Origin of the sequence: Thalassoroseus pseudoceratinae (genome assembly GCF_011634775.1) — a bacterium.
In the GTDB taxonomy this organism is placed as follows: domain Bacteria; phylum Planctomycetota; class Planctomycetia; order Planctomycetales; family Planctomycetaceae; genus Thalassoroseus; species Thalassoroseus pseudoceratinae.
The window spans coordinates 669,674-687,000 of sequence record NZ_JAALXT010000005.1 but is presented as its reverse complement, the minus strand read 5'-3'; the positions used below and the strand labels follow the sequence as shown (position 1 = coordinate 687,000).

The window sequence follows — 17,327 nt, the reverse complement described above, 5'->3', positions numbered from 1 at the left end:
ACCGCACCGATCGGGATGCTGTTATATAGTCTGATCGTTCTGTCGTTCGTACAAGACGGCCATCGTCATTACAAATCACTGCCCTGCCCGTCGTATCGCCAGAAATCTCAGGCATCGTTCGCAGGCATGCTCGTAACACTCAGACGTCAAAGCATCCGAAGACAGGTCTTTTCGATCCCCTGGCAAGAACCGGGGTTGAGAGAACTCCGACAACTCTTAGAAAACACCGTCGCACTCGCTCTGTAAACTCCAAACTCGAACTTACCGGCGTATCGGATGTGTTTGATCACTTTCCCGATGCCAGTTATAGTGAACCAGTCTTCGGAAAATGTCTTGCATCGACGAATTTGGCTGGAAAACTTATGACGCGCAAAGTCCGTTGTCCTCATTCGGACTGTGGCTCTATGCAGCGGATTTCGGCTGAGATATTGCCGGAGACACTCATCTGCTCCTCATGTGGACGGCCAATTCGACTCGAAAAGAACAAACCCCGCGATCGGTCTAGGTCCCAGACAGCGGATGATGATTTCGCAAATGCTCGCGGCTTGTCACAGTCATCCAGAACGATCGCTGGTTTCGAGGTCAGACAGCGACTCGGTTCGGGCACCTTTGGGGAGGTCTATCGCGCATACGATCCAGAACTCGACCGCGATGTTGCACTGAAATTGCCAACGGCCAACACGTTGAAGTCCAAGAAATCGCGGGAGCGGTTTTTGCGGGAAGCGAAAGCTGCGGCCCGACTGCGACATCCAAATATCGTGCCGGTGTTCAAAGCCGGTCGCATTGGCGATCAGTACTACATTGCTTCGGCGTTCATCGACGGCAAGTCGCTGGCTGAAGAAATGGACGGACACCGGCTAGAGTTTCGGCGTGCGGCCGCCATCGTCCAAAAATTGGCGCATGCTTTGCATTATGCCCACGAGAATGGCATCGTTCATCGGGACGTCAAGCCGGACAATGTGATGCTTGATGGCCGAGACGAGCCACAACTGATGGACTTTGGCATTGCCCGCCTAGAGGAATCCACGGAGAAGTTCACACAGGATGGCCATGTGCTTGGGACGCCAGCGTACATGGCGCCCGAGCAAGCTGCCGGCAAGCAAGACGAGATCGGCCCGGCCAGCGACCAGTACAGTATTGGGGTCGTGCTATACGAGCTGCTGACCGGCCAAACTCCGTTCAGCGGCACGACAGCAGCGGTCGTGCTGTTTCACGCTGCCAATTCGGAAGCACCACCGCCCGCGACAATCAACGCGAATATCCCGCGTGACCTGGAAACGATCTGCCAGAAAGCAATGGCTAAGGAGATCGGTGACCGCTACGCAACCTGTGAAGTGCTTGCGAAAGACCTTCAGCATTACCTGGACGACAAACCGATCTCCGCTCGCCCACTGACCGCGCTGCAACGCGTGCACCGGTGGGCTCGGCGAAACCCGACCATCGCCGGCCTAGTGGGAACAGTTGCGATCTTACTGTTCGGCACGGCCGTGCTTTCGACTGTGTTCGCGGCTCGGTTGGAATTGGAACGTTCGCGCACCGAAGCGAAAGCGATCGAAGCGACCGAGCAGAAACAAATTGCCGAGGTCAAAGCGACAGAAGCGTTCCGCGAACGGCAATCGGCGGATCAAGCAAGACAACAGGCAGAACAGAAGCGGAAAGACGCCGACAAAAAAGCCGAGGCCGCGATGGCCGCCAAGCAAGTCGCTGAACAGAGAACCGCTGAAGCGATCCGGCAAACGGAGAACGCTGATGCAGCGAGAATCAGGGCAGAAGAACAATTCCGGAACACGGTCGGAATTTACTACCGAGCCGAAATGACGCTAGCCAGCCGGGATTTACAGTCTCGGGACTTCGACCGTGTCCGTCGACGCCTGCAGAGGACCGTTCCGGACAAGACCGCCGGAATCGACCTCCGTGGCTTTGAGTGGCACTACTTCGACCGTCTCTGTCGTTCGGCACGAGCCACACTCAAAGAGCACGAACAAGCCGTGACTGACGTCGCGTTTAGCCCAGACGGTAAGCTGCTCGCTTCGGCTGGAGAGGACCGTAAGATTTTGATCTGGGATGTCGGGGACTGGAAGCTCCTTCGTACGCTTGAAGGGCATAGCAGTCACGTGACCGGAATCGATTTCTCTCCGGACGGCCAACACCTTGTCTCGGCAGGCTATGACAAAAACATCATCCTCTGGGACGCTCAGACAGGAAAGAAATTACAGACGCTGCGAGGGAACCGGCTGAAGCCCAAAGCAACCGTCAGAGCTCACACCGAAGGACTGATGGGCGTGACGTTCAGCCCAAACGGAAAGCAAATCGCGACATGGAGTCGGGATAAATCGGTCTGCCTCTGGGAAGTCGAAAGCGGTGAGTTGCTTGTGAATCTCTCAGACCACGAATCCGTTCCAACCGACGTAGCCTTCAGTCCAGATAGCCAGCACGTCGCGGTGGCCAGCAATCCCTCCCGCATCTGGGATATTGCAAGTGGCACCGTGACTACTCGGTTGGCTGTCCGGAGTAGTACCGTGGATTACAGTCCTAATGGCCAGTGGTTACTGACGGCTGCAGGAAGCAAGTGGGCCGCTTGGAACCCCGCCACCGGTGAGCAACTTTGGACGGCAACTATCGGGCCCTACGTCCGTGATTTGGTTTTCAGTCCAAACGGTGAGCGAATTGCGACCGTCGGCTCACACGATGGTTCTGTGCAAATTTGGGATGCCGAGAGTCGCGAGCAACTCGCCGCGTATGTGGGGCATCGAGAGATCGCAGCCACTGTGGGATTTAGCTCGGACGGAAAGTTAATTGCGTCAGGTAGCCAAGACGGGACTGTGCAAATTTGGGATGCCACGCCCCAAACAACCGTTCCGCTGCAAATACCAGTTTCGGCATTGGACATCGCCTTCTCACCGAAGGGCCGTTTGTTGGCCTACGCCCAAAGCCGTGAAATCGGGCTTTGGAATCTCGACGCCACAATGCCGGCGACGAAATTTGAGGGCTCGCAACGAGTCGCGTTTCGCCCAAACGCTGCGGAGTTGGCGTTCGCAAATGGCGGTAAAGTCCGTATTCGCGGCCTTGCTACAGGGCAGATTGAACAAGAATTCGACCTACTTGGTGACACGCACGCCATCGCTTTTAGCCATGATGGCCAGAAGCTCGCTGCAGGAAGTTGGAAAACGAACAAGGTTCAAATCTGGGACGCAGACACAGCCGAAGAGCTATGGACAATCGACTCGGAGATTTCTCAGATCTACGCTATCGCCTTCAGTCCAGACAGCCGGCGTTTGGCCGTCGCAGGTTATCGTCCGAATGTCGTCAATGTTTGGGATTTCGAAGAGCGGCAAAAGGTTTTCACGTTGAGCGGCCATTTCGATCGTCTTTACGATGTCGAGTTCAGTGCGGACGGGCAGCGACTGGCCTCCATTGATGGCGACGGCGTTCTCAAGCTCTGGAACGCCGCATCAGGGCAAGAAATTCGGACGATGCGAAATCAGTCTGGGTATGCCCTAGCGTTTTCGCCTGATGGTCGTAGGCTCGTAATCGGTGGTGCAAGCAAGACGTTAAGAATCTTTGATGGCACAACGGGTGATGAATTATTCTCATTGGACAACGCACCCAGCAATCCTACGACCATCGTCTTCAGCGCCGACGGCGGTGTGATAGCGGCGGCTGGTCAGGGCAAAATGATCCATCTCTGGAATGCCACGCCCCTCGCTAATTAGCCCGAAGGAACCCGACTGTCGTCAAGCGGGCCGAGTTCTTGGAGGGGCATACCTGAGCAGATGGTGCCCTCTTTGAAATTTTCTTCCAACGCCCACTACGACCGTCAGCACCGGGCTGCCAAGTCAGGCGGATTTTGCGTGGCAGAAAAACACCCTTCACGACTCACATTGCGAGATACCTTCGGAGATACCTTTTTTCGGAAATCGGGACCAAAAAAGGTATCTCGGCGGAATTTGCGAGTAAAGGGGCAATAGTCAGAACGTGTTGATTTATAAGGGGTTATGATTGGAGACGATGGGATTCGAACCCACGACCTCTGCATTGCGAACGCAGCGCTCTCCCAACTGAGCTACGTCCCCTTTGTTCTGACGATGTCGATTATATCCAAATCGCGTGGCAATTGGAAAGCGAGTTCTGCGGAATGTGGTGGTCTTGATGGGATGGAGAAACCGTGCGGGTTATGGTGGAACGGTAGGCAATTCCTTGACACACCTAAAGTTGCAGACCACAATTTCCTAAGTAGGCGACCGTTGGCCTCCGCACTTTTCGGAGTGACCATTTTCTCGATGATATTTCACTCATCGACACCGACATCCGTGTCGATGGCAACGGTGATTGCCGATCCACTCGAATTCCTCCTTTCGAAATCTGCCATGCGGAGCGTATCAACGTTCTTCTGCCTCGCTCGTCATGGCGACCTGATATCTCGCACCTTTCTCTTCGAGCGCTCCTTGAGTTGGAAGTCGCTGATCAATCGAATTGGCAAACGGCTTTCTCCTCAAACGATTGAGGGGGCGAGGGCTGGTGTCGACGGTTCTTTCGTTGACCGCTGGCATTCGAGATTAATTTTCTGGACAAACAGGCACTCCCTCTGCAGTTCCGCTTTTGGAGATAAAAGACATGGCTGGCGATTGGTTACAACAACTTGTGGATGACGGCTTGATCGGTGGGGATCAGCTCGCGGAAGCGGAATCCATGGCGCAGAGCATGGGGCTGAAAGTCGCGGATGCGTTGGTTCGGAACGGGTATGTGGACCAGGAAACCGTTTGTCAGTATCAGGCCAGGCAATTCGGTTATGAGTACGTCAATTTGGATGGCATCCAGATTCCAGGCGATGTCATTCAGCTCGTAACCGAATCGATGGCCCGAGAAAACGTGATCGTTCCGGTGGCTCTGCAAGGGGAAACCGCCCAGATCGCCTTTCACGACCCGATGGCTTACGACCTGCTCGAGAAACTCCAGTTCTTGCTCAATCGTAGTGTCGATATCGTGATCGCTCCGAAGGAATCCATCCAGAATTGCATTGAGCGACATTATGGACAGACCGGCAACGAAGAGTCGGTCGATTCCATGATACAAGAGTTCACCGAGACGCAAATCGACCTGACCCAGGTCGAAACCGGCGGTGATATCCAAGAAGAAGACGATAGTGCTCCGGTGATTCGGCTGGTGAACTTGATCATCGAAGAAGCCGTCAAGATGCGAGCGAGCGACATCCATGTCGAGCCGTTCGAGGATCGTGTGCGGATTCGGTACCGCATCGACGGAAGCCTCATCGAGCGGGACAACCCTCCCCGCCGACTGTTGGGAGCGATTGTTTCTCGTATCAAAATTATGTCGCGGATCGATATCGCCGAGAAACGCCGACCGCAGGACGGCCGGATCAAAACTCGGGTCGGAACACAAGACTACGATTTGCGTGTCAGTATTATCCCTACCAATCATGGCCAGGCGGTGGTCATGCGTATTCTTGATCGTGAGAACATCAAGATCGGTATCCGGAACTTAGGGTTCAGTGAAGAAAAGTATCGAACCTTCCAAAATGTCATTCGACGACCGAATGGTATCTTTTTGGTCACTGGTCCAACGGGGTCCGGAAAGACGACCACTCTGTACAGTGCTTTAGGTGAACTGAACAAGCCGGACCGAAAAATCATCACGGCGGAAGATCCGGTCGAATACTATCTGCCTGGAATCAACCAAGTCGAAGTTCGGCATGAGATCGGACTGGATTTCTCCCGGATTATTCGGGCGATGTTGCGGCAGGCTCCGAATGTGATCCTCGTGGGAGAAATTCGCGATTTGGAGACGGCAGAGATGGCAATCCAAGCTAGTTTAACAGGACACTTGGTTTTCAGTACCCTTCATACGAACGATGCGCCCAGTTCTATTACACGCCTGATCGACATGAATGTTCAGCCATTCCTCGTCGCGAGTAGTGTGATGGCGGTCATGGCTCAACGTTTGGTGCGGCGTGTTTGCAAGAAATGCGTGACCAGCTACAAGCCCGATTCGAGCGAAATCGAACAACTCGAAATCACGGACGAGGAATTGGCCAAAGGTCAGTTTGTTCGCGGAAAAGGGTGCAACGAGTGCCAGCACACGGGCTACAAAGGCCGGGTCGCGGTGTTCGAGTTGATGACGATGAACTCGACGTTGCGAGAGATGACGTTCCGCAGCGAACCCGCCCAGGCAATTCGGCGGCAGGCTCGGCTGTTCGGCATGAAGACTCTCGTCGATGATGCGAAAGATAAGGCTATCCAAGGACTTACAACTTTGACCGAAGTTTATAAGTTGAAGACAAGTCGTGACTAACTGTCCACAAAACGGCGGTTTCGCCTTGGTCGTAGCGTGAGCCGGATGATGTTTTTGCCACACATGTGCCGAAGTTTAATTGTCAGGCCGATGAATAGGATGGCAAAGGTCAAAGCCAGCATTGAACTTGGGGCACACAATGTGTGGAAGTGTTGCAAAATGCAACACTTCCATTGTGCGTTCCAGATTGCAGGTTGTCCCTGAAAATTCCGATGCGTTAGCCAAGCCAGGACGGCGGTGTCGGTTGGCCAATGGGTCAACAAGAAAATCGTTCGGATTCCGCCAAAAACAATATTTATTTGAGATTGTTACAGAGTCAGCCCAGAATATGGGCACAACTGAGGGAAAACACGCATGGCAACAATCCAAATCGACAAGCTTCTCGAAACGGTGGTTAAGGAACGCGTGAGCGACTTGCACATCACCGCTGGGCAACCGCCGGTTGTCCGATTGGGGGGGCGAATGGTGCGGTTGGAGACTAAGGAGCTCGACGCCGAAGACTGCACCGCGTTGATGAAGAGTATTACACCGGAGCGGAACCAACAGGAACTCCAAGAAGTTGGGGGGACCGACTTCGGTTTCGCGTTCGGTGACAAAGCTCGATTTCGTGTCGCGGTGTTCAAGCAGCGTGGCATGATCGGCATGGTGCTCCGGCGAATTCCGACGGACTTCCTCACGTTCGAGCAACTCGGTTTGCCACCGGTCATTGAAGAATTGATTCAACGTCCACGGGGTTTGTTCCTGGTGACCGGGCCGACCGGTTCCGGGAAGACCACCAGTTTGGCGAGTATGCTCAACTGGATGAATCACAACCTCGATCACCACATTATTACCCTCGAAGACCCGATCGAGTATTACCACGATCACAATAAAAGTACGTTCAATCAACGTGAGATCGGCGTGGACGTGCCGACGTTCCCGGAAGCACTTCGGCGGGCGTTGCGGATGGACCCCGATGTGATTCTCGTGGGGGAAATGCGGGACTTGGAAACCATTTCGGCGGCGATCACCGCGGCGGAAACCGGGCACGTCGTGTTCGGAACTTTGCACACCACCGGTGCCCAAGGAACCGTCGACCGAATCATCGACGTGTTCCCGACGAATCAACAAGAACAAATTCGAACCCAATTGTCGACGGCGATCATCGGGATTCTCAGTCAGGCGTTGTTGCCTCGGATTCCCAAAGGTTTGGTTGCTGCGTATGAACTTCTCGTCGTGACACCGGCGATCGCGAACCTGATTCGTGAAGGGAAAACCTTCCGGATTAACTCGTCGATCCAAACCGGGCGGAAGTTCGGGATGCAACTGCTGGACGACGCCTTGTACAACCTCTGGAAAGACGGTTTGTGCGAGGAAAAAGACGTCATGTACAAATCGAACAATCCAGGCGAACTCAAGGTTCGCATCGAACGTGCCAAACGCGGCATGTTCGACGAGGAAGAAGAAGATGACGATGACGACGACGATTGGGATGACGACGACGAATACGATGAGGACTAATCGGAAACCTCAACGGTTGAAGTTTCCGTCAGAACAACGTTTAGATTTCTAGGACCAGTGGTCATTGCTTGGTACTCAACGGACTCGTCGGAGTTTCCGGCAAGGTTCAAGAGCTTTGGCCATTGCCAATTTGGATGACACTGCTCTCGCCGAATCTGATCAATTCTTGGTGAAGATTCGGCGAGAACATTGCGACGATAATCGCGGCTCGACATCATGCATCCGATTCCGGATCGTCAGCCGAGGCGAATCGCCTTTATTTATTGCAACTAACAACTGACGTTTAACAAAGAGCGTTTCCATGGCGCAACGAAAGCTTGGGCAAATCCTGGTCGATCTGGGATATCTCTCGGAAGATCAACTTTGGGACGTGCTCGAAGAACAGAAGCAAAGTCCCGGGGAAGTCATCGGTCAAGTTGCGATCCGAATGGGGTTGGTAACCGATGCCCAAGTGACCGAAGCGCTCGCAGAACAATGGGGCATGAGTGTCGTCAATTTGCCCGAGACGAACATTCCCCCGAAAGTCTTGGAAGTCGTCCCGCAGACGATGGCCGAGATTTACCACATCATGCCCATCTCGCTGAAAGACAATGTGCTGACAGTGGCGATGGCCGAACCCCAGAACGTCGGGGCTCTCGACGATTTGCGGAACTTCCTGGGTTACGACGTTCGCGGGACAATCTCGACCACAAAAGATGTCGAAGCCGCCATCGCCGAACACTATGCCGAGCATGAAGACAGCATCGCCGATGTTGTGAGCAGCTTGGAAGAAGACTACGACGAGGACGACGAAACCAAAGGGTACAGCCTCGACGACGATGGAGACAGCGGGCCGATTCGCAAGCTGCTCAACATGGTGTTGTTGCTCGCGATTCGCGACCAGGCCAGCGACATTCACTTCGAACCGTTCGAGGAAGAATTCAAGATTCGCGTCAAAGCGGATGGTGTGCTGTACGAGATGGTTCCACCGCCTCGGCATATGGCAAATGCGATCGTGTCGCGGATCAAGGTTATGAGCGATTTGGATATCGCCGAACGCCGTTTGCCACAGGACGGACGGATCGAACTCAATGTCGGCGGCAACGCGGTCGACTTGCGGGTGAGTGTGCTACCAACACTGTTTGGCGAATCCGTCGTGATGCGGGTGTTGGATAAAACCGTCGTCCAGTTGGACCTCAACAAGATCGGCATGGACCCGGGCACATTGTCCCGGTTCCGCGAATACATCAAACGTCCGAACGGAATTATCCTCGTGACCGGGCCGACGGGTTCCGGCAAAACGACCACGTTGTATTCAGCTCTCAACGAACTCAACACGATTGAAGACAAACTCCTCACTGCTGAAGACCCGATCGAATACGACATTGACGGCCTGATTCAAGTTCCCGTCAATCCCGATATCGATGTGACCTTCGCAAACGTGCTACGGGCCTTCCTGCGACACGATCCGGATACGATTCTCGTCGGTGAAATTCGAGACCACGAAACGGCGGAAATCGCGGTGCAGGCGGCACTGACCGGGCACCGTGTGTTTAGCACACTTCACACGAACGATGCCCCGTCGGCGATCACACGTTTGCTCGACATGGGCGTGCCATCGTTCCTCATTACCGCCGCCTTGGAAGCAATTCAGGCCCAACGGCTCGTGCGGCGAATTTGCACCGAATGCCGCACGCGGTTCGACCCCAGTGATGAACTCCTCATGGAGTTGCAACTGCCGATCGAACGGGCTCGGAAATACAAATTCTATTACGGCAAAGGCTGCGGACGGTGCAACAACACCGGTTACAAAGGCCGAACCGGAATCTACGAACTCATGGAAATCACCGACGAAATCCGCGACATGATCGGTGCGGATGCCTCGGTCGACGAAATGCGGAATATGGCTCGTTCCCAGGGCATGACAACCCTGCGGGAAGCCGGTTTGAAACTCATCTTCGATGGCGTGACCACGATCGACGAAATCGTTCGGGAAACCGTCATGGAAGATATTGAATAACGCTGTCCCATGACCCCGCCGCTCGGATCGGCAACTTGGACACGACAACGGACTAAGGACCACTAACCACGGACAACGCTCATGCCAGTCTATCAATATGAGGCCATGGATAATACCGGCCTCGAAATCAAAGAGACGATCGAGGCGGCGGACGAGAACGAAGCCCAGTCTAAGATTCGTGAGAAGGGTTTCTTCGTCACCAAAATCCAAGAACGCGCGAAGAAACAAAAGAAAAAGAAGACTGGCGAAAAAACCAAGCAACAGCCAACCCGCAAAAAGAAAAAGGGCGGCGGCTTTTCGATTGGTGGAGTGAGCCAGAAAAAACTCTGTACGTTCACTCGGCAGCTTTCCACACTTCAAGACGCCGGTTTGCCGATTCTGCGATCCCTGCGGATTCTCGAAGGGCAATCCAAACCGGGGCCGCTCAAGAATGCGTTGGGCGAAATCATCGAAGACATCGAAGGCGGGAACACGCTGTCCGAAGCGATGGCTCGACACCCGAAAGCCTTTGACAACCTCTATGTCAACATGGTGAAAGCCGGGGAAGCCGGTGGGGCGTTGGAAGTCATCCTTAGACGACTCGCCGAGTTCAAAGAACGGGCTCAAAGTCTGAAGCGAAAAGTCAAAGGGGCCATGATCTATCCGTGTGCGGTCATCACAGTCGCCACATTGATCGTCGGCTTCATCATGTATTACATCATTCCGAAGTTCAAAAAGATCTTCGAAGACTTCAACACCGAATTGCCCGGCATGACCACAACGCTCATCGGCATGAGCGACTGGGTTGTGAATTACTTCTACCTAATTCCTGCCATTCCCATTGGGGCGTGGCTGATGATCAAAATTATCAAGAAGAACAAGACCGGGGCCTTTGCGGTCGACTGGATCACACTCAGGCTACCGTTATTAGGGCCGATTGTGAAAAAGTCGATTGTCGCGCGAATCTCTCGAACGCTAGGGACATTGATATCATCCGGGGTGCCCATTTTGGAAGCCCTGATTATTGCCCGGGACACCGCCGGGAACGCCGTTTTCAAGAAAGCGTTCGACCAAATCTATGCGGCGATTCGTGAAGGGGAATCCATGGCGGTCCCACTCCGGGAAACTCGGATCGTGGACGACATGGTGGTCAACATGGTGGACGTGGGTGAAGAGACCGGGGCACTCGACGAGATGCTCTACAAAGTCGCCGATGTCTACGACGAAGAAGTCTCGGTGCTGGTCGAGGGGTTGATCAACCTGCTCGAACCACTCATGGTCGTGATCCTTGGTTTGATCGTCGGTTTCATCGTCATTGCGTTATTCATGCCGCTGGTGAAACTGCTTAACGACCTGTCTTAACTTCGCAGCTCAAATCGACTTCCCAGCTCGACGGCGAACCGTCGTCGGGCGGGTTCCATCTATCCATTTTCGTGGCCCAGCGTGTTGAACTCACGCTACCGGCTCGCCCCTCGTGCCGGAAGACACTGAGACATTCAAGGAGTTTCCCACCGTGAAAACCCAAACTCAACCGGCTCCCCTACCCCGGCAGGCCACCGGTTTTACATTGATCGAGCTACTCATCGTCATCGTGATCCTCGGCATCCTGATGTCGCTGATCCTCCCCGCCATCAGCAGCGCTCGACGCAACGCCCGAGTGGCGCAGGTTTCGACGGAAATCAAGAGTTTGGAAAGCGGACTCGAAAACTTTAAAGCGAAGTTCGACTTCTATCCGCCAAGCACACTTGTACTGCATGAAACCGGGGCGAACTGGAACACGCCTGCGGCCGCGCCGCATCGTGCCATTATCCGCCGCATGTTTCCTCAATTCGACTTTGCTGACCACGACTTCAATGGCAACGGCAACACCACCGACAGCTTCTCTTTGACGGGCAACGAGTGTTTGGTGTTCTTCCTCGGGGGAATGGCAGATCAGGACGGTGATAACTTTGCGATGATTGGTTTCTCGAAGAATCCCGCGAACCCGTTTACCAGAGCGGGGAGCAGCCGACTCGGGCCGTTCACAGAGTTTGAAACCGGCCGCTTGGTTGACAACATTCCCAGTGGCGGCAACGGATTTCCGGAGTACGTCGATCCGCTACCAAATCAAACCGCACCCTATGGCTATCTGAGTGCAAACAACGGACGTGGTTACGCGGCGGGCACCATGCCTTACCGTTTGCCGGGTGAAGACGCCAACCTCAATAACACACTCGATGCGTCCGAAGATGCCAACAGCAACTCGACTCTTGATGTTGGTCAACCCTTCAAACCGGATTCGTATCAGATCGTCTCGCCGGGCTTCGACAATGAGCATGGCACAGGTGGCACGTATGATCCGGAAACAGCCGATGCCAAACTTGGCTACGACGCGAATCCTTCAACGCGAAGTGCAGAACGAGACAACATCACGAACTTTCATCCAGGCATGCTAGCGGATTGATATCGCCACTTGTCAGATCGCACAATTGCATAGAAACGGAACTCTCATGCGACATCATCGCACAGCAAATCGGCAACCGGTTGGGTTTACCTTGGTTGAACTATTGGTGGTCATCGGCATCATCGGCTTTTTGATTACCATTTCTGGTGTCATCATCGGCAACATGCTCGGTACTTCCAAGGAAGCAGCGACCAAGGCGACCATCGCAAAAGTCCATGAACTCATCATGGAACGCAGCCGAGGCTTTGATGTCGTTCAAGATTCCAACGCCCAGGTCTATAAGAACGTCGAACGCTTCAAACGGATTCCCGATGCCAAAAGTACCGGGTTCGTTGATTATCGGGTTGGTTTTCGGAAGGCAACGTTGCGACAGAGCATGCCAACACGCCTGCTAGACCTCAATGCTCTCACCATGATTTCGGGTGGGTCATCACAAACTGTTGTCCCGCCTGCGACTCAACTCTACACCGACTTCAATACGGGTTGGGACACAACGAAGCACCAACCCGAAACGTTGAGTTCAGAACTGATGTATTTCGCATTGACGAATGGGATCGCGTTTTTCCAGGCGACAAACGCAGCTGATCAGTTTACGAGCAGCGAAGTCATGGACACGGATGGCGATGGGCGAATGGAGTTTGTCGATGCTTGGGGCAAACCATTGCGGTTCTATTTCAACCCGACTCGTCTGTTCCGCCCCGGTGGCAATGGTGCAAGTCTCGATCAAACTTTGATCACAACAATGTTCCCGTCGCTATCGAAATATAACCTCAACTCAGATCCTGATGATCCTAACGGAAAGTTCCTTCAGGAGTTCATTCGGAACTATCTCGTTCGAGTGAACCCGCCAAACAATATTCCAAGTCCTCCGCCAGCGGCTCAAGTGAATGCAGCTCTCGTGGAATTCGAGAACACTTTTCACACGCCATCGACCTACCAAGTTCCGTTGGTTGTGTCGGCGGGTCCCGATGGTGAACTCGGTTTATATGAAGCACCCGACGCCGCCAATTTCGGGCACCTCGCTCAACCGATTACCGACTCGACAGGTACGATCAACTACGACGTGCTGTACGACAATATTACGAACTACCAAGGCATCTAGAATTGATTGACCGCCCACGCAACGATAGCGACGCACAATCAAGGTTGCACCTATGAGACGTTTCCGAACTATGAATCAGCGAAGTGGTTTCACGTTAGTGGAATTACTTGTCGTGATCGGCATTTTGCTGATTCTCGCCTACATGAGCTTGTCCATCTACAACACCGCCGCCGATAGCGATCGGATTCGCTCCTCGGCACGGCAAATTCAGTCGTACTTGGAAGGGGCACGCGATCGTGCCATCTTGTCCGGGCGACGTTGGGCCGAAGAAGGCCGTGAGGGCTCGCAACCCAATGTGGGGGTCCGCTTTCTCGTGGACCAAAACGCCGGCAATGGCGGCGGCACGAGACCCCAAGTCAATGCCATGGTGTTCGTCGAAAGCTCACCCGCGGTGCGTGGGAAGATGAGATTAAATTCTTCGTCGTTCTGGGAAAACAATGAGTCCGAAAACTACGGGCAAAGTTGGCTCAACCTGGCGTTGCGAGGGCAGTTGTATACAGGTTTGGAAATCTTAGTCTACGAACCAAGCACCTCCGACTACGACGATATGAAAGGCCGAAAACCACAGCGACTGCGGATCTCGAATGTGATCGTGAATGGCAGTGGTATTCCGACCGGTGAGATCGAGTTGAACGAAACGCCAACGTGGTCTAGCGGAATGACGGGCGACGAGTTCTTTGTGCAGTTGCAAGTTGGTCCGTCGATCATGGCGAATCAGGAACCGGTGGCGTTGGGGTCGAACATTGTCATCGACTTGACAGTCTCTGCGGATCCGAATGGCGATGGATACGCGACCGACACGAAGTTGCCTTCCGCGTGGTTGAAGCCACAAGCATCACCGCCTCCGCTGCCGCAACCGCAGTATACGCTTTCGCCACCGTTGGACGTCATGTTCTCGCCTCGCGGGGTTGTGACCGGACCGGCGGCGGCCAGCGGATTGATACATTTCGTTCTCCGGGATGTGGCCGACGTGGAGAACGGCCGGGTTCTTAGCGATCCCAACCGTGAGGGCGATGAATTGATTGTGACCTTGTTCACACGCACCGGGCATATCTCCTCGCATCCCGTTCACCCAACCGATACGTTTCGCTTTGCTGAGACCGGCGAGGTGGCTCAATGAGAAAACCGATGCAACACCATTCCATACCACCCTCCCCGCACAAGCGTCGTGGGGTGACGTTGACCGAAGTGCTCATGGCGATTCTGGTGATGGGCATCGGCGTCGTCGCGGTGGCAACGATGTTTCCGTTGTCGGTCCTGAAAAGTGTGCGAGCTTCGCACCTCACACGGGCCGCGATTCTCTGCGTCAACGCCCGAGCCCGCGTGCAGTCCGATCCGCGGTTGTTAGCCGACCCGGACTTCGACGGCAATTTCAAGGAACACTTCTCCAACGACTTCAACCGCAACGGCATATTCGATCGCGGTGAAGTCGGTGAGGATGTCGACGGGGATGGCAATCCCGACCGTGTCCGACGCGGGTTGTATGTGGTCGATCCCCTGGGTTGGGCCTATTGGACCGACGTTGGTATCAGTGCCGGTGTGCCCGCGAATGTATTTGGACACGACGATGACGATTCCGCCGCACCGTTCGGGATTCGTCGCTGGTCCGGCAGTGCCCTGAACGGTCCCGCACCAGATATTTTGACTCAGCTGCAAGCCGAACAAATCGTTGCCCTGCCTGATACCTGGGAAACCGTCGGCGAAGACGCGATTCTACCGGCAAGCACATCGACTGTTCTTCAACTCGCGAGCACGGATCTCGATCTCAGTGTGGTGCCATTGACCGGCAATCCCCTGGCCCGTGTAGTCTTGTTTTTGTCGACTCCCAATGCCGGACCGAAAGCCGTGACGCGGCGAATTGTTGCAGTCAATGACACCACGAAAACGATCACTGTTTCCCCAGCCATCACCGGCGTGACGACGGCCAATGTCGATCGTGTGCGGGTGGAATTCCAGTCGCCAAAGTACACGTGGATGCTCACGGTTCACACCGATATGTACGGCGTATCCTCCGCAGACATCGTTGTGTTCTTCAACCGGTCCTTCGACCCGCTTGACGAACGGCTTATCTCAACGCCAGCGGCCAGCGGGTTTATCAACGCTGACCGAAACGCTTCCAACGTGGTGACCATCAATTGGATGGCAGCGGCTAACAAACCCAACTACGGGCAAAACAAGTTTCTCTACAGTACGGCGAACGGGCAGTGGTATCGGATCGTGCAGGTCCAAGCCGAGACTGCGACATCAGCCACGCTCGTGTTAGACCGAGCGGTGAGTGATGTTCCGGTCAAACTTCCCGCGGCTGAAGACAATGCCATCATTCCGTCGGGCGTGATCGATGTGTTCCCTTACTAAGTTCAACCGGCTGAATCGCCAAGTCACTGATGTCTCAGGCAAATGGTGCCCTATGAATTCTCGACGCTTCAAGAACTCCGCGAATCGCCAAGGCTTCACGTTGGTGGAGCTGATGGTGGCGGCCTCCTTGGTCGTGTTGATTATGTTCTTGTTTGCTCAGATCTTCTCCATCGCGACCGCCACCATGGGCGAGATGAAAGGACTAGCCGAGAACGATCAACGTGCTCGAACGCTGACGACGATCATTCAAAACGATCTTCAGAATCGCACCTTCCGCAAGGTGCTGCCCTTCACCGTTGGCGAAGGCGATCCTCCGGACAACGACAAGGCCGACTTTGGCGAACGACGTGGTTACTTCTATATCAGTGAGAATGACCCTGCCAACGACTCGGACGACGTGTTGCAATTCACAATCGAAGTCGACCCGAACTCCGATGACCCATTCTACGGCCAAGCACTCCAACTGGATGACAACGAAGATATGGACAACGATCCGAGTACATTCCCGGATCGCAATCAACCGGATTATTCGGACGGGTTGTTCAACGGGGCGGGCGTGTCGCATCAGGCGGAAGTCTGTTACTTCCTGCGAAACGGAATTTTGTACCGTCGAATGATGTTGATCGATCCCGACTCCAGCGTCGAAAAACAGCCGGAGAACTCACCATCCACAAACGATCCAGCGGACGCCGAAGAGTTCTTCGACCCCGCACCGGCCGAGCCGTTCCAATATGGCAACTTAACCCCGCCGGTATTTTGGCGGGACTTCGATTACTCCGCGTTTCGCAATACGGCGATTTCTCCGGCACAAATGTTGTTGCACGGGAGCAGTTCTCTGAACAACACCACCGCCGCCGGTTTCTTCCCTTTGGGCAAGCCGGCGTATCGGTTTGGCTTCAATCATGCCACGGGGTTGCCTCAAGAATATGTAGGCACGACCAGCCCGGGCGTGTTCATCGGCCGTTACACCATGGAAGAAACATCCTACCGGCTCAACAACTCAACCGGCTTCACGTATCCCTACTCAGTTCCGACATTCGGCAACCCGATGGGAACGGACGACTGGGATGTTCTCAACACGAGCATTCGTGTGGGGAATGATGGAATCGTCGAATTCAATTCCAGTGGTTGGCAATCGGCGGCTGGTGGAACACGACGGGCCGAAGACATCCTGATGTCGAATGTGTTCGCGTTCGATGTCAAAGTTTGGGACCCACTCTACAACGAAGACGCCAACAGTGACGGAGCACTCAGCACGGGCGAAGATGCCAACAACAACGGCGTCCTTGATACGACGGCGATGTTCGTGAATGTCGGTCACTCGGCATTTCAAGGATTGCTCGCACAGAATACGAATGCAAACCTGTTGTTCGGGGATCGTCGTCCGACGGACCCAACAGATGCGTCTCTCTACAACAATCGCACATTCGATACTTGGCACCCGGCTCCTCAAATCGACTTAGATGGCGATTCTGAAGACGATCCGCCGCCGTTTAGTTTACGAGACGGAAACGGACAGGATCGGCCTTTGACGGCCATTCAAATTACAATTCTGTTGCACGACATTTCGAGCGATCAACTCCGACAACTCACGATTGTGCAGTCACTCGCTCCTTAGCGAAGCAGCGTCTGAGATCAAT

Annotated in this window: 10 protein-coding genes and 1 tRNA gene; 10 read left to right on the top strand and 1 reads right to left on the bottom strand. The window is 54.2% G+C overall.

All coding sequences use genetic code 11. The features are described from left to right. The first annotated feature begins 404 nt into the window (after positions 1-404). A complete protein-coding gene (locus G6R38_RS20395) occupies positions 405-3,713 on the top strand; it encodes a WD40 repeat domain-containing serine/threonine protein kinase (protein WP_166830583.1) in 3,309 nt (1,102 codons plus the stop codon). A 287-nt stretch (positions 3,714-4,000) separates the two neighbouring features. On the opposite strand, the gene G6R38_RS20390 is transcribed toward G6R38_RS20395, so the two are convergent. Beyond that, positions 4,001-4,073, bottom strand: a tRNA-Ala gene (locus G6R38_RS20390). 541 nt (positions 4,074-4,614) lie between these two features. Between G6R38_RS20390 and G6R38_RS20385 the strand changes: the two genes are divergently transcribed. The 9 genes from G6R38_RS20385 to G6R38_RS20345 all read left to right on the top strand — a co-directional run bounded on the left by G6R38_RS20385 (position 4,615) and on the right by G6R38_RS20345 (position 17,305). Next, positions 4,615-6,309 carry a GspE/PulE family protein gene (locus tag G6R38_RS20385; protein ID WP_166830580.1) on the top strand — a complete coding sequence of 565 codons (1,695 nt, stop codon included), beginning with the start codon at positions 4,615-4,617 and terminating at the stop codon, positions 6,307-6,309. A 354-nt stretch (positions 6,310-6,663) separates the two neighbouring features. Next, positions 6,664-7,809 (top strand): type IV pilus twitching motility protein PilT, encoded by a 1,146-nt coding sequence (locus G6R38_RS20380; RefSeq protein WP_166830578.1) that lies wholly within the window; start codon positions 6,664-6,666, stop codon positions 7,807-7,809. Positions 7,810-8,110: 301 nt separating this feature from the next. Then, positions 8,111-9,808: a GspE/PulE family protein gene (locus G6R38_RS20375; RefSeq protein ID WP_166830576.1), complete on the top strand. Its 1,698-nt coding sequence runs from the start codon at positions 8,111-8,113 to the stop codon at positions 9,806-9,808. Positions 9,809-9,889: 81 nt separating this feature from the next. Then, positions 9,890-11,149, top strand: coding sequence for a type II secretion system F family protein (locus G6R38_RS20370; protein ID WP_166830574.1), 1,260 nt, complete (start codon positions 9,890-9,892; stop codon positions 11,147-11,149). A 151-nt stretch (positions 11,150-11,300) separates the two neighbouring features. Further along, on the top strand, positions 11,301-12,230 hold the full coding sequence (locus G6R38_RS20365) for a type II secretion system protein (RefSeq protein WP_166830572.1): 930 nt from the start codon (positions 11,301-11,303) through the stop codon (positions 12,228-12,230). A gap of 46 nt (positions 12,231-12,276) precedes the next feature. Further along, on the top strand, positions 12,277-13,332 hold the full coding sequence (locus tag G6R38_RS20360; RefSeq protein ID WP_166829178.1) for a prepilin-type N-terminal cleavage/methylation domain-containing protein: 1,056 nt from the start codon (positions 12,277-12,279) through the stop codon (positions 13,330-13,332). Between the two features lie 70 nt (positions 13,333-13,402). Beyond that, the gene (locus tag G6R38_RS20355; protein ID WP_206028653.1) at positions 13,403-14,452 is read left to right on the top strand and encodes a pilus assembly FimT family protein; all 1,050 of its coding nucleotides are present in this window, start codon (positions 13,403-13,405) and stop codon (positions 14,450-14,452) included. 8 nt (positions 14,453-14,460) lie between these two features. Then, the gene (locus G6R38_RS20350) at positions 14,461-15,687 is read left to right on the top strand and encodes a type IV pilus modification PilV family protein (protein ID WP_166830568.1); all 1,227 of its coding nucleotides are present in this window, start codon (positions 14,461-14,463) and stop codon (positions 15,685-15,687) included. 52 nt (positions 15,688-15,739) lie between these two features. Then, a complete protein-coding gene (locus G6R38_RS20345) occupies positions 15,740-17,305 on the top strand; it encodes a PilW family protein (RefSeq protein ID WP_166830566.1) in 1,566 nt (521 codons plus the stop codon). Positions 17,306-17,327 lie beyond the last annotated feature (22 nt).